Source organism: Marinomonas mediterranea MMB-1 (genome assembly GCF_000192865.1).
Taxonomy (GTDB): domain Bacteria; phylum Pseudomonadota; class Gammaproteobacteria; order Pseudomonadales; family Marinomonadaceae; genus Marinomonas; species Marinomonas mediterranea.
Genome location: NC_015276.1, coordinates 3,039,498 through 3,063,116, shown reverse-complemented (window position 1 = coordinate 3,063,116; position 23,619 = coordinate 3,039,498). Strand labels below are relative to the sequence as shown.

General features: G+C 42.3%; 27 protein-coding genes and 1 pseudogene. 24 read left to right on the top strand and 4 right to left on the bottom strand.

Features of this window, described 5'->3' with window-relative positions:
- Nucleotides 1-76: 76 nt before the first annotated feature.
- From MARME_RS14015 to MARME_RS14005, 3 genes are all read left to right on the top strand, one after another.
- On the top strand, nt 77-1,087 hold the full coding sequence (locus MARME_RS14015) for a tryptophan--tRNA ligase (RefSeq protein WP_013661924.1): 1,011 nt from the start codon (nt 77-79) through the stop codon (nt 1,085-1,087).
- Between the two features lie 57 nt (nt 1,088-1,144).
- On the top strand, nt 1,145-1,999 hold the full coding sequence (locus MARME_RS14010) for a Tim44 domain-containing protein (protein ID WP_013661923.1): 855 nt from the start codon (nt 1,145-1,147) through the stop codon (nt 1,997-1,999).
- Between the two features lie 123 nt (nt 2,000-2,122).
- A complete protein-coding gene (locus MARME_RS14005) occupies nt 2,123-2,635 on the top strand; it encodes a chemotaxis protein CheW (protein WP_013661922.1) in 513 nt (170 codons plus the stop codon).
- Between the two features lie 169 nt (nt 2,636-2,804).
- Here the strand turns inward: MARME_RS14005 and MARME_RS22165 are convergent, their stop codons facing one another.
- On the bottom strand, nt 2,805-2,981 hold the full coding sequence (locus MARME_RS22165) for a DUF6435 family protein (RefSeq protein ID WP_013661921.1): 177 nt from the start codon (nt 2,979-2,981) through the stop codon (nt 2,805-2,807).
- Between the two features lie 587 nt (nt 2,982-3,568).
- Between MARME_RS22165 and MARME_RS14000 the strand changes: the two genes are divergently transcribed.
- The 10 genes from MARME_RS14000 (at nt 3,569) to MARME_RS13960 (ending at nt 10,171) form a co-directional block, all read left to right on the top strand.
- Complete coding sequence (locus MARME_RS14000; protein WP_013661920.1) at nt 3,569-4,087, top strand: hypothetical protein; 519 nt, start codon at nt 3,569-3,571, stop codon at nt 4,085-4,087.
- A gap of 27 nt (nt 4,088-4,114) precedes the next feature.
- A complete protein-coding gene (locus tag MARME_RS13995) occupies nt 4,115-5,293 on the top strand; it encodes a hypothetical protein (RefSeq protein ID WP_013661919.1) in 1,179 nt (392 codons plus the stop codon).
- Nucleotides 5,294-5,462: 169 nt separating this feature from the next.
- A complete protein-coding gene (locus MARME_RS22890) occupies nt 5,463-5,678 on the top strand; it encodes a phage integrase N-terminal SAM-like domain-containing protein (protein WP_083799786.1) in 216 nt (71 codons plus the stop codon).
- 82 nt (nt 5,679-5,760) lie between these two features.
- On the top strand, nt 5,761-5,913 hold the full coding sequence (locus MARME_RS22710; RefSeq protein ID WP_083799785.1) for a tyrosine-type recombinase/integrase: 153 nt from the start codon (nt 5,761-5,763) through the stop codon (nt 5,911-5,913).
- Between the two features lie 44 nt (nt 5,914-5,957).
- Complete coding sequence (locus tag MARME_RS21890) at nt 5,958-6,437, top strand: IS91 family transposase (RefSeq protein ID WP_083799783.1); 480 nt, start codon at nt 5,958-5,960, stop codon at nt 6,435-6,437.
- Nucleotides 6,438-7,101: 664 nt separating this feature from the next.
- The gene (locus MARME_RS22310) at nt 7,102-7,359 is read left to right on the top strand and encodes a DUF7683 domain-containing protein (RefSeq protein WP_190273407.1); all 258 of its coding nucleotides are present in this window, start codon (nt 7,102-7,104) and stop codon (nt 7,357-7,359) included.
- Nucleotides 7,360-7,467: 108 nt separating this feature from the next.
- Entirely contained in the window at nt 7,468-7,860 is a 393-nt protein-coding gene (locus tag MARME_RS13975) for an SMI1/KNR4 family protein (RefSeq protein ID WP_013661915.1), read from the top strand.
- A gap of 77 nt (nt 7,861-7,937) precedes the next feature.
- Entirely contained in the window at nt 7,938-8,393 is a 456-nt protein-coding gene (locus tag MARME_RS13970; protein ID WP_013661914.1) for a hypothetical protein, read from the top strand.
- 495 nt (nt 8,394-8,888) lie between these two features.
- Entirely contained in the window at nt 8,889-9,509 is a 621-nt protein-coding gene (locus MARME_RS22560; protein ID WP_223294981.1) for an SRPBCC family protein, read from the top strand.
- Between the two features lie 416 nt (nt 9,510-9,925).
- Complete coding sequence (locus MARME_RS13960; RefSeq protein ID WP_013661913.1) at nt 9,926-10,171, top strand: hypothetical protein; 246 nt, start codon at nt 9,926-9,928, stop codon at nt 10,169-10,171.
- Nucleotides 10,172-10,225: 54 nt separating this feature from the next.
- Here MARME_RS13960 and MARME_RS21885 read toward each other — a convergent pair.
- Nucleotides 10,226-10,501 (bottom strand): annotated as a pseudogene (locus MARME_RS21885) (transposase); the annotation flags it as partial.
- Between the two features lie 132 nt (nt 10,502-10,633).
- On the opposite strand from MARME_RS21885, the gene MARME_RS13955 reads away from it, so the two are divergent.
- From MARME_RS13955 to MARME_RS13930, 6 genes are all read left to right on the top strand, one after another.
- A complete protein-coding gene (locus tag MARME_RS13955) occupies nt 10,634-11,602 on the top strand; it encodes a transposase (RefSeq protein WP_013661912.1) in 969 nt (322 codons plus the stop codon).
- Nucleotides 11,603-11,813: 211 nt separating this feature from the next.
- Nucleotides 11,814-12,209 carry a hypothetical protein gene (locus tag MARME_RS13950; RefSeq protein ID WP_190273406.1) on the top strand — a complete coding sequence of 132 codons (396 nt, stop codon included), beginning with the start codon at nt 11,814-11,816 and terminating at the stop codon, nt 12,207-12,209.
- Between the two features lie 95 nt (nt 12,210-12,304).
- Complete coding sequence (locus MARME_RS13945) at nt 12,305-12,637, top strand: hypothetical protein (protein ID WP_148231034.1); 333 nt, start codon at nt 12,305-12,307, stop codon at nt 12,635-12,637.
- 107 nt (nt 12,638-12,744) lie between these two features.
- Complete coding sequence (locus MARME_RS21540; RefSeq protein ID WP_013661909.1) at nt 12,745-13,371, top strand: DUF3885 domain-containing protein; 627 nt, start codon at nt 12,745-12,747, stop codon at nt 13,369-13,371.
- A gap of 539 nt (nt 13,372-13,910) precedes the next feature.
- Complete coding sequence (locus MARME_RS13935; RefSeq protein ID WP_148231033.1) at nt 13,911-14,288, top strand: hypothetical protein; 378 nt, start codon at nt 13,911-13,913, stop codon at nt 14,286-14,288.
- A 356-nt stretch (nt 14,289-14,644) separates the two neighbouring features.
- Nucleotides 14,645-15,844: a YopJ family acetyltransferase gene (locus tag MARME_RS13930; RefSeq protein ID WP_013661907.1), complete on the top strand. Its 1,200-nt coding sequence runs from the start codon at nt 14,645-14,647 to the stop codon at nt 15,842-15,844.
- Nucleotides 15,845-16,130: 286 nt separating this feature from the next.
- Here the strand turns inward: MARME_RS13930 and MARME_RS13925 are convergent, their stop codons facing one another.
- Nucleotides 16,131-16,943, bottom strand: a complete 813-nt coding sequence (locus MARME_RS13925; RefSeq protein WP_013661906.1) for an SHOCT domain-containing protein — start codon at nt 16,941-16,943, stop codon at nt 16,131-16,133.
- 259 nt (nt 16,944-17,202) lie between these two features.
- Between MARME_RS13925 and MARME_RS13920 the strand changes: the two genes are divergently transcribed.
- The 3 genes from MARME_RS13920 (at nt 17,203) to MARME_RS13910 (ending at nt 20,244) form a co-directional block, all read left to right on the top strand.
- On the top strand, nt 17,203-17,742 hold the full coding sequence (locus MARME_RS13920) for a GNAT family N-acetyltransferase (protein WP_013661905.1): 540 nt from the start codon (nt 17,203-17,205) through the stop codon (nt 17,740-17,742).
- 121 nt (nt 17,743-17,863) lie between these two features.
- Entirely contained in the window at nt 17,864-18,118 is a 255-nt protein-coding gene (locus tag MARME_RS13915; RefSeq protein WP_013661904.1) for a TIGR03643 family protein, read from the top strand.
- 242 nt (nt 18,119-18,360) lie between these two features.
- Nucleotides 18,361-20,244 carry a methyl-accepting chemotaxis protein gene (locus MARME_RS13910; protein WP_013661903.1) on the top strand — a complete coding sequence of 628 codons (1,884 nt, stop codon included), beginning with the start codon at nt 18,361-18,363 and terminating at the stop codon, nt 20,242-20,244.
- Nucleotides 20,245-20,375: 131 nt separating this feature from the next.
- On the opposite strand, the gene MARME_RS13905 is transcribed toward MARME_RS13910, so the two are convergent.
- The gene (locus tag MARME_RS13905; RefSeq protein ID WP_013661902.1) at nt 20,376-21,674 is read right to left on the bottom strand and encodes an inosine/guanosine kinase; all 1,299 of its coding nucleotides are present in this window, start codon (nt 21,672-21,674) and stop codon (nt 20,376-20,378) included.
- A gap of 108 nt (nt 21,675-21,782) precedes the next feature.
- Here MARME_RS13905 and MARME_RS13900 point away from each other — a divergent pair, with 108 nt between their 5' ends.
- Together MARME_RS13900 and trxB are read left to right on the top strand one after the other, a co-directional pair.
- Entirely contained in the window at nt 21,783-22,535 is a 753-nt protein-coding gene (locus tag MARME_RS13900) for a HesA/MoeB/ThiF family protein (protein WP_013661901.1), read from the top strand.
- A 102-nt stretch (nt 22,536-22,637) separates the two neighbouring features.
- Nucleotides 22,638-23,591, top strand: coding sequence for a thioredoxin-disulfide reductase (gene trxB, locus MARME_RS13895; protein WP_013661900.1), 954 nt, complete (start codon nt 22,638-22,640; stop codon nt 23,589-23,591).
- Nucleotides 23,592-23,619: the final 28 nt, after the last annotated feature.

Here is a 23,619-nt window from a genome sequence, read left to right as displayed (position 1 = left end):
TGCGCATTTGGAAGTAATACCAACCTAAATTTTATGTTAGTGTATGCACTCTTAAGAACACAACCGAGTAGGAATAATGGGTAAAGAAATTGTTTTAACAGGTATCACAACCTCAGGAACGCCTCACCTTGGCAACTATGTTGGTGCGATTCGTCCGGCAATCGAAGCAAGTAACCGAGCAGACACGGAAGCTTTTTTCTTTCTAGCGGACTATCACGCATTAATTAAATGTCAGGATGCCGAGCGTGTGCAACAGTCTCGTTTAGAGATTGCCGCAACCTGGCTAGCGTGTGGGCTGGATACTGATAAGGCAACTTTTTACCGTCAATCTGACATTCCAGAAATCAGTGAACTAAACTGGTTACTAACTTGTGTCACTGCAAAAGGTCTGATGAACCGTGCTCATGCGTATAAAGCAGGTGTAGACGAAAACGTTGCGAGTGAGCAGGACCCTGATTTTGGCATTACGATGGGCTTGTTTTGTTACCCAGTGCTAATGGCTGCGGATATTTTGGCGTTTAATGCGCACAAAGTACCGGTTGGGCGAGATCAGATTCAGCACATTGAAATGGCGCGTGATATTGCGGGTCGCTTTAACCATATATATGGCAGCGAATTTTTTGTTATGCCAGAGGCGGTTGTTGGTGATAGTACTGCCATCCTACAAGGCCTTGATGGACGAAAAATGTCTAAGAGTTATAACAACACCATTCCGTTGTTTGACACTGAGAAAAAGCTGAAAAAAGGCATTAACAAGATCAAAACAAACTTGCTAGAGCCTGGTGAGCCGAAAGACCCGAATGACTCTACGGTATTTGAGGTCTATCAGGCGTTCGCGACCCCTGAGCAAACTGAAGAGATGCGTCAAAAATTTGCTGATGGTATCGCATGGGGCGAAGCGAAAAAGGAACTCTTCGAGTTGGTTAATGGTCAACTAGGAGACGCAAGAGAGAAATATTTAGAGCTAATGGCGAATCCAGCGCAGATCGAAGAAGTATTGCAAGCCGGTGCAGTAAAAGCCCGCGCTCGTGCTCGCGATCATATTAAGCAGCTGAGAGAAGCCGTTGGCCTTGTGAACTTTGTTTAACGTAAGCATAAACAAAGCTTCTTAGAACGATTTTATTTAAAACTGTGGAGTAATATCGTGAAAACATCTCTATATGCCATTTTAATGGCATTCGTACTGGCGATTGGGGGCGGTTTTAGTGCCGACCTTCAAGCCAAGAAATTAGGTGGTAGCAAAAGCTTCGGCAAGAGCTATTCAGTGTCTAAGCCATCGAGCTCTTCGAATAAGTCGGTTAATAATACGGCGACGAACAGCACAACCAAAAAGAAAAGTGGTTTTCTTGGCGGTTTAGGTGGTGGTTTGTTAGGTGGTCTTCTAGCAGGTGGTTTGTTCGCTGCCTTGATGGGCAGTGGTGCATTTGATGGGATTTCATTTGGTGACATCCTACTGTTTGCGTTGATTGGCTTCCTAATTTACAAGTTCTTTATCGCGCCGAAAAAACGCGCTGCTCAGCAAGCACAAGCTGCGGGTCACGGTGCTTACCGTGAAATGCCTCAGGATTCCTTTCAGCCTTCGCCGATGGCGGGTGGTGCAGGCTTCGGTGGTCAACCTGAGATACAGCTTCCACCAGGGTTCAATGAGCAAGCCTTTGTTGCTGAAGCGAAGAACCATTACATTGCTTTGCAAAAAGCGTGGGATGATAGTAATTTCGAGACCATTCAGGAATACGTTAGCCCAGAGTTGTATAACATGCTGAAAGAAGAGCGTGCGAAACTGGGTGCTGATAAACCGAAAACGGATGTTGTTTCTCTGATGGTTGACCTAGTTCGTGGTGAATTTATTGGCTCTACTGCGTCAATCAGTTTACAGTTCTCAGGTTGGATCAAAGAAGGCAGTGAAACGTCTGAAACAAAAGAAATTTGGCATTTAGAAAAAAATATGTCGGATGCGAGCTCAAGTTGGGTTATTGTTGGTATACAACAAGACAACTAATTGTTACGCAAATTTCTGGGCTAGATAGTGAAGTTTTAGCTATCATGTAAATGAGTCTGGTATCTGGGGGATCTACATGTAGATTCTCCAGTCGCCCAAATATAATGAGTATGGAAGTAGGCCATGTCTGAGATAGCGACTATTAAAGAATCTGGAAAAGGGTTAGCCTCTGAGAGTAGTAAAGGCGAACTGCTCCAATATCTAACCTTTAAGTTGTTGGAAGAAACATACGGTATCAACGTAATGCAAATCAAAGAAGTATTGCGTTACAGTGAAATCGCACCTGTACCAGGCGCGCCGATGTATGTTCTTGGTATTGTAAACCTTCGCGGTAACGTCGTGACCGTTGTTGATACTCGTGTTCGTTTTGGGCTGCCAGAGTGCACCATTAGCGACGATACCCGAATCATCATCATCGAACATGATGGCGAGCAGATTGGTATGTTGGTTGATGCTGTACAAGAAGTATTCTACTTGTATCAGGGCGAGATCGAACAAAGCCCAAGCGTCGGTAACGATGAAGCGCTGATGTTTATTCAAGGCGTATATCAAAAAGAGGAAGAGTTGGTTATCCTGCTTGACCTTAACCGTATGTTTGAAAGTAATGAAGCGCTAGGCATTGAAGCAATGATCTAAGCGTTATTACTCGCTAAACGCTAAAACCGCACTTGGCATCGCTGCCCCGTGCGGTTTTTTTGTATCTGCTTGAGCTTGCTCTATGACGCTATATATCAACGCTATTTAGGTCAAAGCGGCTTAGACACAGCGATTTAGATCACAGCCACAAAACGTACCGTTATTCGCTCTAATTGGGTGTTGCTTCCAATTTTTGAATTTCTTTATAAATATCCTCTGCCTCAGACGTCAGCATAGAATACCCTTTAATATCCCCATTGCGCTGTGCTTTCATCGCCAACTCGAGCTTTTCCGAATATTGCTTATTAAGCTTTTTCTTTGGGTCTTTTTTGAATATTGAAAACATCGTGCTCTCCTAGTGTCATAGGGTATATACGCAGCAAGTTAGCACTAGTCTCACACTTTTTTGAAATACTTTTGTCTCGAATACAAAAAAGGGAGGTCTATTGGCTGAAAGGCATGAATTGAAAAAGATAAGGATAAGCGGAAGAAAAAAGCACCCAACAGGACTCTCCGGTAACGGGATGCCACTGCCCTGCGTGCGGTGACGCGTCGGCACACTACATAGGCGAATTCACCTTGAACCGTTGGAAGCGAGAAAGATTAAGAACAGGCTAGTAGCATAAAACGAACAGGAACGTCAGCGAAAACAGAATCAGGTCAAAGAGCTTGAGGGATTAGGCTTGCCAATTGCCTAGCATCTGGGTAAAACTATAGAGATAGACGATAAAAAACGATCAAAAAGAGTCTTCTTAGCCTAATTTAAAGGCAAGAGCACTCGAAAACACACCGCAAAAACACAGGGACGTCACATCATGAAAAAAGCAAATTCCCTATATAAAGACGCGGCCGTTCAACAGACGGTTATAACTGCGGCTGCGCCGCCGTATAACCATTAATTGTTAGAGCTAGAAGCTACCCTCAGGAATGTCTATGACTGATCTTAAACAGCTAGTAAAAGAAGAAGTAGTAAAAAATATTATCGATAAGCTTGTTTTTGGTTTGATGGCCGCATTGATTGTTTTTGGAGTGCAGAAGTGCTCCGATACCAACCAGCGAGAACAGATAGAAAGAGAGGCAATACTGCGCCTAGATAGCGGCTTTGTTCTCAATGAAGCGAAAATATTACAATCTACTTTCTCAGATTACGTTTCTGTGATTGCGGAATCTATATCTTTGGTACTCCCACCCACCCAAGTGAAGGAGCAACAACTTCTCTTGCTAAGAGTTCGGATAGAATCAAGTGTTGAGGTTTTATCGGTGCATAGAAGTAGTATTGCCGCAGAATCTACAGCCTTTGTTGCTCAAATTACCGCATTGAATACTAAATTAAGATCGTTCGATAGTGGAAAGATAGAAGAGTACCAAGAAGATCTAAATGCATTAAAGATAAAATACGGCGCCCTTCTAAAAATTATTAAAACTTCTGCTATTGATTTACTTCCTGAATAGTGGAAATAGAAAATAGAGGCTATCCAAATGAAACAAGCAATTTACACCCTTATTTTGATGGCGGCACTTTCGCTATTCTCTGTGAGTGTTCTAGCAAACGGCGCAGATAATGCGCATGTCACTTTAGTTGAAACTTTCGGGTTGGCAACCAAGAAAGAGGGAGATAAATATAGAATTATCACCTTTATACCAAGGACATTTTTATTGTTTGATATAGACAAAGAAGAACCTGACCTAAAAGTAGGAAAGCAATACTTAGCGGCTACAACTCAAGACGGCGTAAGAGTCTTTTTGCTTGAAAGAGCTGTATCAAAAGGTCCGTTCAAAACTGTGTTTGGGGATCAAGATATTATATTCAACAAATCCCATTCAGTGTGTTTCAGTATTCAATGCGATCAACAAGATGATGACCAGTTGTTGAAAATTAATGCTGGTGAAGTATTCAAGGCAGAGGAGTTAAACATTGCGGGAACAGAAGTTTATAGGCTTGTTGGAAACAGAGGCAACAGAAACTCTGTTGATGAGGTTACTGGCTATATAAGCAAGGATCAGCTGGAGAAGCTTAACCATAAATCTGTGGTCACATATGCTACTCTTCGTCATCCTAGATATGGCCTTACAAGCTCTGAAGCTAAAGCTATTAATACTTCCTGTGGTCAAAAAATTGAGCGAGATGAAAGAAAAAACTTCGGAACCCTCTCTGAAGCGGACAAAGCGTTAATTTCTGCGTTTGGGGTCGCAGCTATTGGTGGGGGTGGCAACCTGCAGTTTAAACGCAGTTATGGCGGAGAAAGCAAGGAGGTTGTATACAAAGTATATGACGTTGTGGATAGGCGGATTGAACCCAACATTCAAACTACTTACGCGGCACAGATCGTATATAGATGCGATGAAAGCGATATTTTTGCAAAACGAACATTTATAGAGTCTCTAGCGATTATCAATACGACTACAAATTCTACCCATACATTTAAGCCAGAAGGTACTCCGGAAAATTTGCTTGAATATACAGGAGCGCCTTACATGTATAGTGTAAATAATTCTCGTCATTATTTTCAGATTATGGATAAGCTGTCTGAACAGTTCGAAAGCAGGGCCTTGGCTGGATATTTTTTAGCCGGATTCAATAGGAGTTGCAAAGGCAAGTATCGAAAGCGTGAAGAATCTTGTCAGCACTCAGCCTATGAAGGAAGCTCTAACAATTAAATGCCCCCGACCTCCTTTGTCGGCGGGTGATTTAGGCGTTGAACTAAGCCGCTTCGCGGAGCGTTCTTTGAATACCCCAAATTAGTCGTTAGCGACCAGACTTAACTGTCCTGTTAATTCATTATAGGAGAGTTAATATGTCTGCGTTACATCAAAAATCATTGATACAATGACCCTTGAAGGGTTATCCCCCCTGACTCAAAAAGCCTATCTTTATCAGATTGGTGAAGCGTCACGCTATTTTAACCTGCCGCCCGACCGTATCCGGCGGGCAGATATAGAGCGTTATATCCTACACCTTATACGGGATCAGGGACTGGAGTTGGTCAAGTTGCCGACAGAGTGTTCATGCTCTGAACTTTTTGTACCAGAAGGTGCTGTCTAGAAACCGTTTAAGAGTTGCTTTACCTCACCCCAATAAACAACAGCGTATTCCTGATCTCCTTTATCCAAACGAAGTACATCGAATGATCTCAGCCTGTGAACGAGGAAAGGCGAAAGCAGCGATGATGCTGGCTTATGCCACAGGCATGAGAGCGGGAGAGATTGTTAGGCTTAAGGTGTCAGATCTGGATGGTAAAAACAGCTGCATTAAAATCAGAGAAGGGAAGGCGAATTAGAAGGTGTTACACAGCATCAGCTTACTTCTAAACTAAATGAACTGATGTCTGTTCCTTGGGTAGTGTATTGCAAATCCGCACTGGAATACCAAGAGACCCTGATCCGCTACCTTGCTCGCTATACACATCGTATTGGCCTGAGTAATCACCGTCTTCAGTCTTGGGATGGTGAGCATGTTCGCTTATCGTACAAAGACTACCGAACGAATACACAAAGCCAGATGACACTCACACCCGAAGAGCTGCTAAGACGGTTTTTGCTTCACGTCCTGCCGAAAGGGTTCATGCGAGTGAGACACTACGGCTATATGTCGAATGCGATCCGACGAAAGAGCCTATTAAAAATACGAGAACAAGACACGCCCCGTCCTGAAAAAGAGAAAAAGGAGCCGGAAGAAAAAAGCACCCAACAGGAGTCTCCGGTAATAGGATGTCATTGCCCTGCGTGCGGTGACTCGTCGGCACACTACATAGGCGAAGTCACCTCGAACCGTTGGAAGCGAGAAAGATTAAGAACAGGCTAGTTGCATAAAACGAACACGAACGTCAGCGAAAATAGAATCAGGTCAAAGAGCTTGAGGGATTAGGCTTGCCAATCGCCTAGCATCTGGGTAAAACTATAGAGATAGACGATAGTAAACGATCAAAAAGAGTCTTCTTAGCCTGATTTAAAGGCAAGAGCACTCGAAAACACACCGCAAAAACACAGGGACGTCACATCATGAAAAAAGCAAATTCCCTATATAAAGACGCGGCAGTTCAACAGACGGTTATAACTGCGGCTGCGCCGCACTATAACCATTAATTGTTATGAGGCAGATATTTAAAATATGCTGATTATTTTTCTACTAACCATAATTGTTGTATTTTTACTTTTCAGATATGGGGTTTTCGTATTGGATCGAAATGTATTTAAATTTCAAATAAACCCTATCTTGAAAAAAGGGGTTATTTCTAATCTTAGAGATTTTAAAATCGTCCATAATTATATTGAAATGTGTTTTGAAAGAGACCCCGACAAATTTGAACGTGACCCAGACATGAAAAAGCTAGATAAAATGATGGGAGCGTACTATGACAAAACCTCATAACAAAACCATTAAGATTAGCCCACAAAAAGACCTAGGCTGGACGCGGAAAAAGCCGCGCGCCTCTTATGGTAGGCGTTATATGGTAAATCAATGATTGATGATGCTTTCAAAGTTAGGCGCTACATCACAGAATTTTTTGAAAAAAACAGAAGAGTTGATTGCTGAATACGATTTAAAATCTTTTGATCTCGTAAAGTTTCAAAATGAGCTCAATGAGCCAAACAATCGAAATCCAATGTTTGATTGTTACCCTATTAAAAAAGAGAATGTTAAATTTATTGAAAATTACACTATCAATAACATTGCGTGGGACTTCAAAAATAAATCATATTTTGTGGAAGCTCATGCTATATAACAAGCTAAATAATAAGGTAAAAAACAGTTGGCCGCTTTCTTCGTTCCTAAAAATTTTAGCCAACAATTTTTTGCCCATTATTAGGTAATTATAGCCAAGGAGAGGTAAGTGCCATTTAACTTATCAGAAGAACAATTATCCCAAACCGAGAAAGTTTTGGGAGCGAAGTTGCCTTCCGAATATCGAGAAGCAATGAAATTGGATAATGGTGGCGAGGCATCTACAGAAGAAGATGAGTGGGAGTTCTATCCGATTAAAGATACCTCTGATAGAAAGCGGTTGTCTCGAACATGCAATCACATTATAAATGAAACTGAATCATGCAAAGGCTTTGGTAATTTTCCAGAACAAGCCGTAGCAATTGCAAGTAATGGTCTTGGTGACAAAATGGTTTTGATCAAAGAGTCTGGTCAGTTTCAGAATCAGGTTTATTTATGGCTACCTGAAACAGGTGAACTGCAAGAGTTAGCGGAAACATTCAAGGAAATTGAAAAGCTATAACAAAAAATTCAAAAGGGACTGCCAAAATGCGGCATCCCCTTATTTAGATCGTTAGGCAACAAGGGGAGTCTCATAGTATGGAAAAGAATCAAGAATATGAATATTTCTTTAATTTATGGAGTAAATACGAAGATATAACAAATCAATTTAGCGCCCTTATAATTCAAATTCGTACCAAGGCTTTGGCATTAATAACAGCTATTTCATCTGCCATTACTGTCTTTGCTAAAAATACTGATGGGGTAAATTGGGAACTTCTTTTTGTATCATTTCTATTTCTATCATTTTTTTGGATATCTATTTGGATACTCGATTTAGGTTATTACAATGAGATGTTAAAAAGCAGTGTTAAAGCACTTAAAAAACTGGAAGAATCTGCACCTGAAATCAAAGATGATATAAAACCAAGTTTAAGCTCTTTTATTGATGCTGAGGTGGGTGGTACAATAAGTGTTAAATATTTTTATTCTGTTGTCATGATGGTTTTAACAGTAGCCAGTCTAGTTTCTGCTCACAACGTATATTGCGGATAAATTGCCTGACAAGCTGTTAAATAAGGATGAAAAACAGTTGTTTTTTGTCCTTAGTTGCTTATTTTAAGCAACTATTTTATTGCCTGTTAACAGGGGGTTATGAGTAAAAGATGAATTCGAAACATCCAAAATATATAGGCATTATTCTCGGCGTTCTTTACGGCTTATCGCTCAGGATTTTTTGGGAGGTAGAAGCTCTTCGAGACGTTGGAGGGCTGGTGATGGTATCGTTAATGTTTTTTCTACCGTTTGTAATCGGATTTATACGTATACACCTTGAATGCAAGGTTAGTCCCGATCTTCCCATAGGAAGAATGATATACAATATCATGGCAGCCTATTTTCTTTGCCCTATTGGCTACTGTAGTAACTCTATTGGAGGGAAGTATATGTATTGCATCGGTACTTCCCGCGTTTATGTTTTTCTCTAGTTTGGGAGGTATTGCAGCAGGGTATATTAATTGATACCTCGCAAGCAAAAGAAACTCTACGTTAATGTCGCTAGTAATATTGCCAATTTTGATAGCACCAATTGAGGTGAATTTTTTAGATTTAACTAACACCTACACAGTTGAAAACAGTGTTACTATTTATGCTTCACCAAGTATGGTTTGGAAGCAGCTTGGAGAGGTTGAATTAATTCAAGCTGATGAATTTGATGTAACACTTACGTCATTGATTGGTGTTCCAAGACCGGTTAAGGCTAGCATGAGCGCAGAAGGTATTGGCGCTGTAAGAACTAGTGAATGGGAAAGGGGATTCAGGGAAGTTATTACACATTGGGAACCGAACAAAAAAATGACTTACTCGTTCGATATCGATCCTGAAGCAATTCCAGATCATGCATTAGATAAGTACGTAAAACTCGGGGGCGAATACTTCTCGCCGTTAAATGGCGGATACTATCTTTCGGAAGACAGTGCTGGCAATACCGTCTTAACACTGAAAACTAGATTGCTCGACAATACCAATTTTAGTGTCTATTCTCGCGTTTGGGGTGAATTGATCTTCCGAGATTTTCATGATTCGCTGTTAAAGCTTATGAAGTCTAGATCTGAGAAATTTACTCATAACAAGTCAAGCAAGGAGGACGCGCTAACGCGCGCCGCGGCTTGAGACGTTAAATGTACATCATGAACGAAAGTAAAATATATATATCTTCGTTTTCAATATTGGCATTTGGGTATCTGTGCTACATGGGCCTCTTACTTCATTCATTGATATTCAGAGAGCATTAACCAAGGACTTAATTTTATAAGTCAGATTGGATTATGTTTTATGTGTCGCTAGTTTGGGTTGTGTGCGGTGTAATATCATTAGCGGGAGCGGCTTTTCTAATAAAAAAGGGTGTGGCTTCGAAAGCTGCTTACCTGCTCGGAATCTTCGCATTGGTGCCTGTATTATTCTTTGGAATAACAATAATTGAACAAAACATTTGAAAAAGTAGCCATGTTTGCGCTAAGCGCTGAACATCGTCGCTGTCGCTCCTCGGCCTATGCTAAAGGCGTTAGCATTTAGTCAGGAAATTTATCATGACGTTAGACGATCTTACAGTCAATTTTTCCCACTTAAAACGAGAAGAAGTTTTATCGGGCTGGGAATGGTTAATTGGTGACAAAAAGCTACCGATCTTACTAGCAGCTAGTGGAGATGCCTTTCTACAAAATGTGGAAAATAGGGGGATCTACTGGCTTGATGTTGGCGTAGGAGAATTAAACAAGGTCGCTGAAGATCGGTTACACAAGACACCCATTCGATTTGACGGTGCATATATTTAACTGTATAAATAAAAGGGCTATCCATTTAGAGCAACCAGACACTATATCTAGTGTTTACCTCGTTTTAATACCCTCATAGGTTAAGGGTTTTGTTGCTACTGACTGCTCAAGTAATCGATAAAATAATAGCCCCCTAGACCGCGATTTTCTTCTGTTAAATCTAAAGGTATATTCATCCAAGTAGTAATCAAGCTGCTTGGCTTGAACGGCACCTTGGTAGGTTCCCAATAGCCAGCGTTTCAACAAAGCTGCCACTCTATGAACTCCTGGCATGGTTTCGTGTGCTGGTATATCTGAACCAAGATGAACGGTCTTTTTTCTTGAGTATCCGATTTCACGGTTACGCAACCGGTTACGCAAGACACCCATTCCGGTTACGCAAGACACCCATTCGATTTGACGGTGCATACATTTAACTGTATAAATAAACAGTATATTTTATTTGGAAAAAGGAATTTCCGTATGTCGCGCCCAAGAAGTCAACAGGTCAGCTTGTCTGATACTCCTTATTATCATTGTATTTCTCGCTGTGTTCGCCGTGCTTTTCTTTGTGGAGAGGATGTCGTCACGGGCAAAAGCTTTGAACATCGTCGTGGCTGGATCGAAAACCGTCTCTTATTTCTAGCTCAAATATTTGCCATCGATGTATGTGCCTATGCTGTGATGAGTAACCACATTCATGTTGTTTTGCATGTGAATGAGCAAGACGCCAAGGACTGGACAACTCGTGAAGTGATTGAGCGCTGGCACAAGCTCCATAAGGGAACATTGCTCACTCAGAAGTACATCCGAGGTGAAGAGCTGCCAAAGGCTGTGATGGAGATGTTGGAAGTGACAGCCGAGACTTATCGTCAACGGCTCATGGATATTAGCTGGTTCATGAGGGACCTAAGTGAGCCAATAGCAAGGCAAGCAAATTTTGAAGATAATTGTACAGGCCGGTTCTGGGAAGGGCGCTTCAAGTCTCAGGCACTCTTGGATGAAGCTGCGTTAATTGCTTGCATGGCGTATGTCGATCTCAATCCACTCAGAGCGAATATCGCAGACACACCTGAAACCTCTCAATTTACCAGCTTAAAGAAACGAGTTAAGTCAGCGAAGCGTGCAGAGCAACCAAAAGAGTTGATGCCGTTTATAGGCAATGAAAGAGAGAACCAACCCATTGGAATTGCCTTTAAGCTTAAAGATTACTTTGATCTTGTTGACCTCACCGGACGCGTTGTTCGGGAGGATAAAAGAGGTTCAATCGATCTATCACTTTCGCCTATTTTACAAAGAGTAGGCATTTCTCACGAAAATTGGATAACGATTGCAACTCAGTTCGAATCAAACTCAAGCAGTATCGTAGGAGCAGAAGCAAGCTTAAAGGAATATTCGCACTCAAATCCTAAAGCCAGACCAAACCGAAGGTGCACAAGGCTACTCGCGTAATTTAATTTCCTGATAATCCCCCATCATTCCTAAACTGATCTAAGATCGTACAATATGATCGGTATGAGGCCGCTTCTTGCGTGAAAACTGAGAATAGTCTCCGGCTCACCATGAACTTCTAAGATAGGCGGTTTAACCGCTGGTTTTAAATTGATAGATTTGATAATGGCGCTGGAAAGTGTTTCGTGATTCTATGTAGTGGGTGTCTTGCGTGTTAAAATTTAAAAGCTTTCACAATGCTCGAATGGTTTTCGATCTATCAGAGTTTTATCGAGAAGCAACTGACGAAGACTTAACTCAGATGTCGCAACATGCTTCATTGGAAATTGCTGATCTTGCAAGTTTTATCTCAGAAGCCGATACGCAAGTAAGAAAGATGGCGCACTCTATTGAGAGTTCGGGTGTATTAGACAACTATACTGTTACGCAAATATCCACAGCTGCTGCCAATTTTCCTGACATTCCAGTCGTTGTAAATAATGGCAAAATAACATTGCCAAGTGACAAGAAAGAACTCAAAGAAGTGCTGCACTTTTTATTAGAAGATATATATAAAGGGCCGTTGTCTGGTAGCGATTACTTAACTAACTCTAAACGTGTTCGGTAGCATGCTAACAAGTCACTGCACTCGGAAATTTTACTCGCTTCGCTCCCAAAATTCCGGTGAGTGAGGCGTTAGCTGTACGAATTGAGGTTTGATAATTGGAACTGCTTTTAATTCTTTGTGGATTTTCATATGTGCTGGTAGGGATAGGAGGCATGTGCCACATTCTTAGCTTGCGAACTAAATACCACGATTTGTTTAAAGAGTTGGTTGCTAAAGGTGAATTACAAAACAAATATCCAAGCGGTGTAAGTTGGTTTGATTCCAACAACCACTGGATGATTAAGGCGTATAAAAATCAGTCTAACGAAAAGCTAAAAGAAATTGGTGAGTTACTCAGTGAGCTGTTGCCCTATTTCCCTCCGCCGCAGAATCTTTTTTTCACTATCGCTTACATAAAATGGTATAAGAGAAATAGGAAGTTTTTATGAGCACAGCTAACAAACCATTCAACCGGACGCCTACTCGCTGGCTGGCGCCCGTGCCTCGCAATTTTAGCCAGCAAGTTTGCGTCGTTTAATAGGGGCGTTAAGGCACCATGAGTATTCGATTAGAAATTGAAGGCAAGTTTGACGGTAAAGCTTTTAAAAGGCCCCTATTTTATAGCTTTGAGGGCGGCCTTCGCTTTGAGCTTGCTGAGGGTGGTACGCACTTAAATCAGTTTCTCACTGCGCATCGAAAAGCGATGGAAGTTTGTGGTCACATTTTTGGTGACTGTGAAGACATTACAGTTTGCGTAAAAGTCTACGGCGAAAAGTCACTTGTTTCTAGTGTATCAGTGCTTAGGTCATTACGTGAAGTTGGCCTATTTCCAAAATCTAATAAAGAGCACTGGAGTGAATTTGATGATGAGTGGGTCGATGATGAAGACTTCGCAAATTCTAGGTGGCATTACATTGCATTTGAAGTACCTCTGGAATGTCTTGTCAACGCGCTATGGTGCGCTTTAGCTACAGATTTAGGCGGTATCGAGCCAAGCCCTAGTGCAAATATATATCTATTTAACCTCGAAAAAAGCGTGATGATTTTCCCATACGATGACCGAGGCATGGATGTCGTAGGGAAAAACAAACTACTATTACAGGGTTTGTATAATCAGTTTGGTAATTACTTGTTAGATTACGATCGGGAGGCAATGGATGCAGTGTTCAAAAAATTGCCTTAACAAAGCAATCAACCGGACTCCGCTAAGCGTGGTTCGCTTTGCTCAAAATATCAAGCTTAGCTCCGCTCGGTTATTGTGGCGTTATGTTTCGGTTCTAAGATGAGAGTTTTTAAACTAATAATTTCAATTTCCATACTTGCTTGCATATTTTTTCCGTTGTCTCAGTGTTCAGTGGGAACGGTAGTGGAGATGGAAAGTGGCGGGGAAATAGTTCAGGTAGAACAGAATGATTCAAGCAGGACGATCATCGCCGTCAAAAGTACGCTCAGGGTGATGGTGGATACTGGCTGTTGCTTACTTTCTTAATGCCATTAGCACTTTGTGTGCATGTTTTTCGTCAGAGAGAGATACGGCGCTGGGAGCTGGTTTTACAAACTTTGTTGTGTGGGTGGTTGGGCTTTGTTATCTATTCGGTTGTTTACTCACCCTTCCATACCCCTTTGTGGGGAGGGCATGTACTAAGTACTGCATGTATAGCGTATTTGGGGGTAACAATTTTAGAATGGCGCAAAAACATAACCAGGTTATAACGGCGTTAAGTGAATAATCCGAGCATGGACAGAAAACCAGAACTAGAAAGAGAGCTACTTGACCTATTAAGCACGTTCTCTCCAACAATTGAGGTAGCGAACGATGCCTACCAATTGTCGGTTTCATTGGCTGCAAAGAGAGCAGAGGTCGTTTGGCCGCACCCTTTCCACGAAGTTTTTTTCGACTTTTGGGAGGGGGATAGGAAGGTGCTTTCAGAATCCTTCGAGTTCTATGAGGGAGAATCAGATACTGAGCTAATTGAGTATTTAAGCTCTGTTCTAGATCGCTTCCTTACCAATGCCATTAGGGTTCAAGTTCAAGGTAAGTTTTTAAAAACAACAGAGCTACAGTATCAGCAAGGTGATGTATGGAATTCGGTGTTCTAGCATCACTTAACAAGGCAATCTACGCATGTGTCGCCAAGGCGCCACGGACTCACCAGTGTGTGGTTCACCCGTAATTGCGGCGTTAGATTTCAAGAGTGAGTCCGTGAGAATAGAATCTTAGTTAATTAAATTGCGAAATCAATTCGAGCTAGAGAAAAAAGCTCTTGATGGAGTTATTTCTTGGGCAAAAAGTGACGAATTTGGATTAGCCTAAATTCAGATAATAAGTGCGACACTCATGGTTAAGTTGAGGTGGGTGGCCAACCGCTGAACCGCTGGTAGTAGGAACTTTTTTCAAAAAGGCCCCACTGACTTTATTTATGCCATATTTTTATTTTCGGTTGGGGAAAGGGTACATGCATATCAATGGGTTCAAATTATCATTACCAGATATATTTCAGGGTCAAGCGTCATTAAGTAACACAAAGAAAGAGAAAAAGCCTGAGCAGGAAGGGGTTGTGCAACCTCAGCCAGAATTATCTTCTAAACCTGCCAAGGCTAATTTGCCTACCCCTTCGTTAACGCAGCGCCTTAAGGAATATGCTTGTGGGTCTTCAAGCGTGACTCTTCATGATAAAAAAGAGGGTTCAAAAGCGTTACCAGATAGTCAGCTAGTCAGGCAGTCAGCGCTCAGTCGTGATCGAGTTTATTTAATGGCGTTGCCTGCTTTAAAACAAATCGATAAAGATAGTCGATCTGACCCTCTACCAGAGAAAGCACCGATTGTTCCTAGCCGACTTCAAAACAAAATTGATCAACTTAATCTACTGGATACGAAGTCGCTCGATAGCGATTTACATGATTACGCTCAACACGCTATTTCCTGTATTAAAACAGGTGAAAGTGGGGGTTATGAGATGAATAAATTTGATAAAAAGCTATTGCCGTTAATCGCCGAGGCTGAGAATAAAAGAACGCTAGGGCTCAATTTACATGTTTTCAAAAGTACACAAGAATGCACAGACGCTTTGCATCAAATGGAAGCAAAGACAAACTCAACTCGAAAACCAAACCATGTTCGAATTGTTTACCCACCTGCAAGTGGCGTCTCTCCAAACCACCATGCAGCTCTTGATGTTAAATTCACCCCTAAAAACCCGCCTTCTATTGTCGGCTTTGAGCCAGCAACATTTGAAAATTCGGTAATGCTTGAACATAGCTTAAGATATAGTATGCCGCATGCAAAACTGAATGTGGTTAATCCAGATATACAAAAGTCAGATTGGGATTGTGCCATGTTTTCACTTAATCACGCTTTGAAAGCTCATAAACATGAAGACGGGTATGTTGAGAAGCTTCATCAAGGCGAAAAAGGCTTGCCTATTCCTGCTGATTTCATGAAGCACGCTCATGCTAAGTCAAGCATTCAATCGCGTTTAGATAAGGGATGTGTCGTCTCTAAAGATAAAGAAGGCATACAGTCAGAAACATTAGAACATCGAAACTTAGCTTACCGAACGGAGCGAGGAGAAAGGGCCTTTAGTACTTCTATTGAAGGATTTCGTTTGCAAGAGATTCAACGGGCTGCGCTATATGTGGCGTCGCAGAAGTTATAAATTACGATAGTTTTAGAAGACGCCTGAATTCAAGCCCGAAGTGCGGCACTTTTTATCTCATGTAAATGGAAGAGATTACTCACTACTGTTAGTAATCTCTTCGGAATACATATCATGAGACCTTTGCACGACGACTACGCTCTCCAATACAGTGTTAAAAAGACACTCAAAATGCTCATTTATAACGCATAAACTCCGCTTTTTCGTCTATTTTTGCCTCGTCTTGGCTTTGCTCGTGACTTCGTGCAAAGGTCTCATCATTATGTAAATTCACGGAAAAAATTGGTTAAATGCGCCCCAATAGCTCCGCTTTTTTCGTATTAAACTCTTCTTGTGTGAGAACGCCAGCGTCAAATAACTTGCCTAGTCTTTCAAGTAAGGTGAAAATTTCGTCTTGTGTGCCTGACGACGTGTCCATCGTATTCGCGCTTGACGTTCCCATAACATTGTTTGGGTTGTTGATTTGTTGGTTATCAAAAACGCCATTGTTTTGTGGTGCTGGTTCCGCGAAATTGATTTGCGCGTTAGAAGGGGCTAGTGCGTCTTGCTGTTGCGTTGCCCCAGAAACGATTGGCAGTGTTTCAACGCCGATTTCGCCGAACTGGCTGGAAAAGCTAAGAGACGTATTTGACCCTTGTTGCTGACTGACGCCACCAATATTGTGATTGAGCGTATCGTAGACAGTGACTGCGCCGTTGAGCTCTACGGCCAATCGATTAGGGAATACTGCATAGCGTATGTTGTTTTGTGCACCGCTGCTAAACGGCTGGCCTAAATCGCCAGGCCACCATTGTAGGCTACCAGGCGTGTGAGCCGGAGCGACTGGGAACAATTGCATATTCGCTAGTGCATTTGACAGTTCAGAACACAGATTGTCGACGGTGTTTTTTAAACCATTGTTGAACATGTCTCCAACCATGGTCATACCTCCTTGCATCCATTGTCCAGAGCCGCCTAATTCAGGGCAGTTAAACTGTGCCATACTTCCATTTCCATTGTTTACGGCAACGAGCATATGAATGACTGCATCTTGACTAAGGCCGAATCGATAAGCAATGTCGCTGACTAAATTCTGGCCGGCAGGCGTTAGTTTTTGCATAAATTTCTTCCTAAAATAGAGTGCTTTTCGACGACGCTTGAAAATGCATTAGGGTTGAAGGAAGCTTGTTAATAAATCAACAAGCTTAAAATGAGAGTCTATGCCCATATTGTGACACATTATCGTGTGCGAGTGCTTATTATTTATACAAAAAGACGGCGCGAAAAGGCTAAATAAAAAGGCTTATTGAAAAGACCCTATAACCGCCTAAATAAAAGCCGTCTAAAAAAGCCAAACTAAACAAAGAGTGCATTGATTGATGAACATTTCGTATTCGACATCAAGGTTAAGAGTGTATGAATTACAAGAAGTAGACGTGGCTTCTAAGGTAAACAGAATAGGATTAAGTATTGTTGAGTTACTTACGCCGTCTGTGGTTCAAAGTCTACCGCCATACTTTCATGGCATTGATACAAGTACCAAAGCAGAGAGCTGGCTGACTAAGATGTTAGCCGAAAGCCGCTTGTGTGTCGTAGAAAGTAAAAATGCCGATGACGTAGTAGGTTTCATTTTCGCTTATGACGACGGGTCAGGAGACGTGAATATAGGCTATCTGCTTGGTGAGCAATATTGGGGAATCGGTTTAGCGGGTGAAATGCTGAGTGGTTTTATCGAGATTGCGTCTCATGTTTCATCTGATAACTCGTCTAATGGCTCAGACTGGAACGTGCTGATAGGTGGTGTAGACAACGATAATATCGCGTCAATCAAACTGTTGACTAAATTAGGCTTTCGGCCACGGTCCTCTCAAGGTTCTGAGGTGGCATCAGGCGTATCTTACTTTGCGCTGACATTGTAGTGCCTTAAGTTAAAAGTGACTTTTATATCGTATGTGAGCGGGGGACGCAGATCCGAACAGGCTTTAGACGCGTAAGAATTCGACGTTTATTGTTACTGCTAAGTTTGCGATGGAGTGAGGTATGGTATTTTCAGTTGATGAGTTATCGAGAATTATTGAAATGGCTTGGGAAGATCGAACGCCGTTCGAAGCCATCGAAGGCTTGTTTGGACTCCCTGAGCCGCGGGTTATTCTACTCATGCGCCGTTCACTGAAACCTAAGAGTTTTAAAGTATGGCGTGAGCGTGTTTCGGGACGCACAACGAAGCACCTTAAATTACGGGACCCGAACGTAATACGTGCGTACTCTTTTTCTCAATACAAGCTGCGCCATTAGCGTAAATATTAACCAAAACGTATTGAAGCAAAGACTTTCTTAATTGTGAAATAATGGCGTAAGTCTTTTATACAACAGGGTGTTGCCTTTTAATCTGTATGCGTTTTTAGGATAGTATGGTCGCCAAGGATTTTATAGACTGGTCTTAATAGCGAGAAGCAAGGAAAGCAGCTTTGATTTTATAAGCTTGTGCTTATTATCATCAAAAAATTGACCCTTAGTTGTGATCAAAGGATAAATGCATGTTTTCTAATATCAGCTTTCGAGTAAAGCTTTTAACGCTACTACTAACCGCCATTCTTGGTTTTGCGATTGTGACCGGCGTCGCCTTCAAAGGTCTCAATGAACAAGATGCCTCTTCGGTTCGCTTCGATACATTAACTGAGGTCGATAAAAATTTATCGTCGTTGGTCATTTCCATCATGAAAGAATCTGAAGCACTAAGCCGTGTGGATGATCAATCGTACACCGAATTTTTAGAACGGCAGCAAGACAAGTATAACCAGTTTAGCGCTACGTTAGCGGATGACGTTAACGTGCTGGTTGACTCGACTGCTCAGGATCATATACGACAAGTCGCTGCTGGGTTTAAGCGTTATAACGATTTGATGACGCAATTATTAGAGAGCAAACACAAAGTAGGCTTTACTGGCTCGTCTGGATTACGTGGCGAAGTTAAATTGTTGGGCGAAGCGCTTTTTGCAAAGGTCTCGCGCTTAAGCCTTATGAAGCAAGCTTTCTCTCCGGTACGTGAAGCGGAAAAAGTCTATATATTTGAGCCTACTAAAGAGAATAAAGAAGCATTTGATGCAGCCTTTAGCGCCTTTGCGGAAAAGGTGAAGAAGTACAATTTAGAGGATCGTTTTTCCGATGCGATGACGCCTTACTTAGCGGGTCTTTCCGTATTTGACGATGCGACCAAGCAATACAGCGAGTTACAGAGTCAATTTACGAGTGCGAGTGACGCTTTGAGCAGTGTACATCAATCTGCTTCGGCTTTTATGCAAAGTTTAGTGTCGAGTGCTCGAAGCGCTGCGCAACACAGTTCATCGCAAGCGAAAGTCAGTCTTTTGGCTGTGAGCATTATTGTGGCTGTCGTAGCAGCACTGATGATGATGGGCATTGGCCGCAGTGTAAATAATATGATGAGTCAAATTATTGCAGACCTAGGCAAAATTAAAGACGGGGATTTAACCGCTCAACTGGCTGTGAACAAAGCGCGAGGTGATGATTTTGATCAGCTCTGTGGCTCCGTAAATGAAATGACGGAAGGCTTGGGAGGTGTAATCGGTGATGTGATGTCGACGACTCAGGATGTGAATGACAAAGTCACTGAGCTAAATTCAGCGGTGTCGAGCATCACAAAAAGCAACCTCTCGGTTAGCCAACAAACCATTGAACTGGCGTCTTCTACACAGCAAATTTCTGCGACGATTTCGGATATTTCTGCAACGACCAACGATTTGAGTACGCAATCAAACGATACTTATGACTCTGCGAAAAAGGGCGCAGAAACCATCAATGATGCGCTTTCTAACCTTAGCAATACTATCGATATAGTGAACCGAACCAGTGTGAAATTGAATGAGCTGGGTGTCTTATCGAAGGATATTGACGACGTTATTGCGATGATTAATGATCTTGCTAATCAAACCAATTTGCTGGCGTTGAATGCCGCTATTGAAGCTGCTCGTGCGGGTGAGGCAGGTCGTGGTTTCTCTGTTGTCGCGGATGAAGTTCGGTTACTAGCCGAAAAAACCGTAGAGGCAACGTCTTCGATTACGGAAATTGTGAACACCATTCAATCCTCGACAGAGGAAGCGATAACAACCATGAGTAGTGGTCAGGAAAGCTTAAAAGCGATCGAACAATTGAGCGAAAATGCAGGCTTAGCGATTCGTGAAATAGAGCAAAATGCGCAAATGAGTTCCGCTACGTCGAATGATATGGCGCAGGCCGTCAAAGACATCTCTCAAACCGTGGCTCATATGAATGACGAAATGGACAATGTTGCACAGCTGCTCAAGACGGATCATGAATTTATTTCCAGTATTGGCAGCAATGCAGGCGATATTTACGAGCAAGTTCATCATCTAGATAGTAAAACTCGAACCTTTACTATCTAGACAGGGTATCTAGATGATCAAGCGTCTAACCTTGTATTCGCAATAAGCTATTTTCCAATAAAAAGCGCTATGTTGATTAGCGCTTTTTATTGAGATGCAATTAGTTGGAAAAGTGAGTAAGAAAGAAAAACTTACCTTTCCCAATAAGCTTCCTCTAGGCTGTCTTCTCTTTCTGGTAAACCTTTACTTAAACGTGGTGCGTTTTGCGCCAAAATCTCGTAACTCACGCGATTCGAGTATTTACAGATTTGAGCGAAGGAAGAGTAGGCGAGAAACGGCGCGGTATGTTTACTCGAACTTGGAACGGCTTGCTTATGATAGTGATTAGCTGAAATGTCGTGCAGCAACGCCGACAGTGCGCCATCACCAGCGCCATTTGTGTTCTTTATTTTTTCTGGGCCACCCATGTAAGGGTCAATATGAGAGTACACCTTCATTGGTTTCTTACAAAGGTTTCGCTTCATTGGGCGGCTAAACTCCCAACGATTGAAATCCGCGAGATCATCTGACTTTATCGGGTTGCTCGTTCCTCTTTTTAGTGAGTTTTCTACGTGCCCACATAGATACAAGCCTTCCGGCCCGTTTGTCAGCAGCACCATATCCACATCATCAAGAATGACTTTAGCGGCTAATAGCGGCTCTTTATGACCCGTTAATGCTTGTGCTTCTAACTCGTTCATTGCGAGCACAGTAACGTAATCGCGAATGAGCGCTAACAGCTCTTCTCGGTTTTCTTCTACTAAATGTTGTGTGCCGAGTGTGAGTACGACTGGCACATCGTGCTTTTTCGCATCTTGCAGTGCTTTTAGCATGGCGGGTTTGATCGGTTTGCCTTCATGCCTCAACGGATAGGCGCAGGTTACTAAAGAAGCGCTGCCAGCAATGATGTCTTCAGGAATGTGGTTTTCATTAAGTTCATCCATATCGCCCGGTGAAATGGCAAAGGTGCGCTCACCATCGGGCGTGATAAGTGTCACGCCGCGACCAATATCGCCGCTGACGCCCTGTAGATGGCTCATATCAACTTTGCTGCTGGTGGTGCATACATAGTGGTATTCAGGCGAACCTAACGCGATATTTGAGGACATAACGCCAAGTAAAACGGATTTATCGTCGGCCAATACTGAGTAGTTGTGAATGGTGTTGGCAATTGTTCCACCGGCAAAGTGGTCGGAAATACTGTTGTTCTTCATCAACTCCGCGTAGATTTTTTGTGCGGTATCAACATCGATTAGATTAGATAAGCCTTTTTTAATTGCGAACTTTTCTAAAAAAGCATCGTCGATGTTCGCGACGACATCTACAATAGTTTCATCTAACCCAACAATATAGGTATCCTTATTAGGCCTGACTTCAGTAGAAGGTAAAATGGCTTTTTCTTGGGATACTGGGAAGTAATGTTTGAGCTTTCGTCGGCCAGGAAATTTCATGCAGTGTGTCCGTCTTGATCGTGCTTATATTTAAGCAGCGGATAATATCAGATTTTTGACCCATCGGGCAGGATTAAGCTTATGGCGTCAGTTAATTAGAGTCAGTAAATGAACGAATCACAATTAAATAGATACAGTCGCCAGTTATTGCTACCTAACTTTGATATTGAAGGCCAACTTAATCTTAGTAGTAAACGTGCATTAATTGTAGGTGTTGGTGGGTTAGGTAACATTGCGGCGACGTATTTAGCAGGCGCAGGCGTTGGCACGTTAACCTTGTTGGACGACGATTGTATTGAAGAAAGCAATTTACCTAGACAAGTTCTATTTAATGAGAGCAATGTCGGCGAAAGTAAGGCGAAAGCGGCTAAAGATTTGTTAAACGCAAAAGCATCTGACGTTACGATCAATGCAGTCGAGAGTAAATTAAACGAGCACAATGCGGAGGCATTGGTCTCGGAAGTGGACGTTGTATTAGACTGCACAGACAATTTTAAAACGCGTAAATTACTGCATAGAGCCTGCTATAAGGCTAAGGTTTCTTTAGTAAGTGGTGCGGCCATTCGTTGGGAAGGGCAGTTGATCACGTTTCGATACGACACAGATGCGTCTCCTTGCTATGAATGTTTGTACCCAGAGTTGTCCGATCAAGCGTTAAGTTGTAATGAAAACGGCATAATGGGTCCAGTTGTGGGGGCAATGGGGGTGATGCAGTCTCTCGATGCTGTAAAACTGTTGAGTGACAAAGGTGAAGTTGCTCACGGTCGTTTGAAGATTTTTGATGGGTTTGCTGGAAGCTGGCGTGAAATGACCTTAACGCAAGATCCAGAATGTGCGTTATGTGCGCTTGAAAAATCATAGCGAGTCCCTATTTAAACAATTAAAGAAATTCTCTAAGCATTTGGCGTTTTTTCCGTTATCATCTCGCCAAATGATATTACAAGCCTTTTAAGGAGCGCTTAAATGAGCGAAGTTAAACACGCAAAATTATTGATCTTAGGTTCAGGCCCAGCGGGTTATACCGCCGCAGTCTACGCAGCACGTGCAAACCTAAGCCCTGTTATGGTGACAGGAATGCAAATGGGCGGCCAGCTAACGACCACGACCGAAGTGGACAATTGGCCTGGTGATGATCAAGGCGTTCAAGGTCCAGAGCTTATGGAACGTATGCGTAAGCATGCAGAGCGTTTCGAAACTGAAATTATTTTTGATCATGTCGGTAAAGTGGATCTGCAACAGCGTCCATTCCGTCTTGAAGGTGACAGCGGTGTCTACACATGTGATGCGTTGATCATTGCGACGGGTGCAAGTGCACAATACCTTGGTCTAGAAAGCGAAACTAAGTTTATGGGACAAGGCGTTTCTGCTTGTGCCACTTGTGATGGCTTTTTCTATCGCGGTAAAGACGTAGCTGTAATCGGTGGCGGCAACACTGCTGTTGAAGAGGCGCTTTACCTTGCCAACATAGCGAACTCAGTGACGGTTGTTCATCGTCGTGACAAGTTCCGTTCTGAGAAGATTTTGTCTGACAAGCTGCTTGAGAAAGCAGAAAACGGCAATGTAAAAATCGAATGGAACTCTCAACTTGACGAAGTATTGGGTGATGATGCGGGTGTAACAGGCATTCGTATCCTAAATAACCAATCTGGTGAGAAGAAAGATCTTGAAATTGCAGGTCTATTTGTTGCGATTGGTCACAAGCCAAATACAGACATCTTTGAAGGCCAGCTAGAAATGAAAGATGGCTATATTAAAGTTCAGTCAGGTTTGGAAGGTAACGCGACTCAAACGAGCATCCCAGGCGTTTATGCTGCGGGTGACGTTATGGACCATATCTACCGTCAAGCAATTACATCTGCGGGTACAGGCTGTATGGCTGCCCTTGATGCAGAAAAATTCCTAGACGATATGGAATAATCTGTAACGCATTACAGAACGAAAAAAG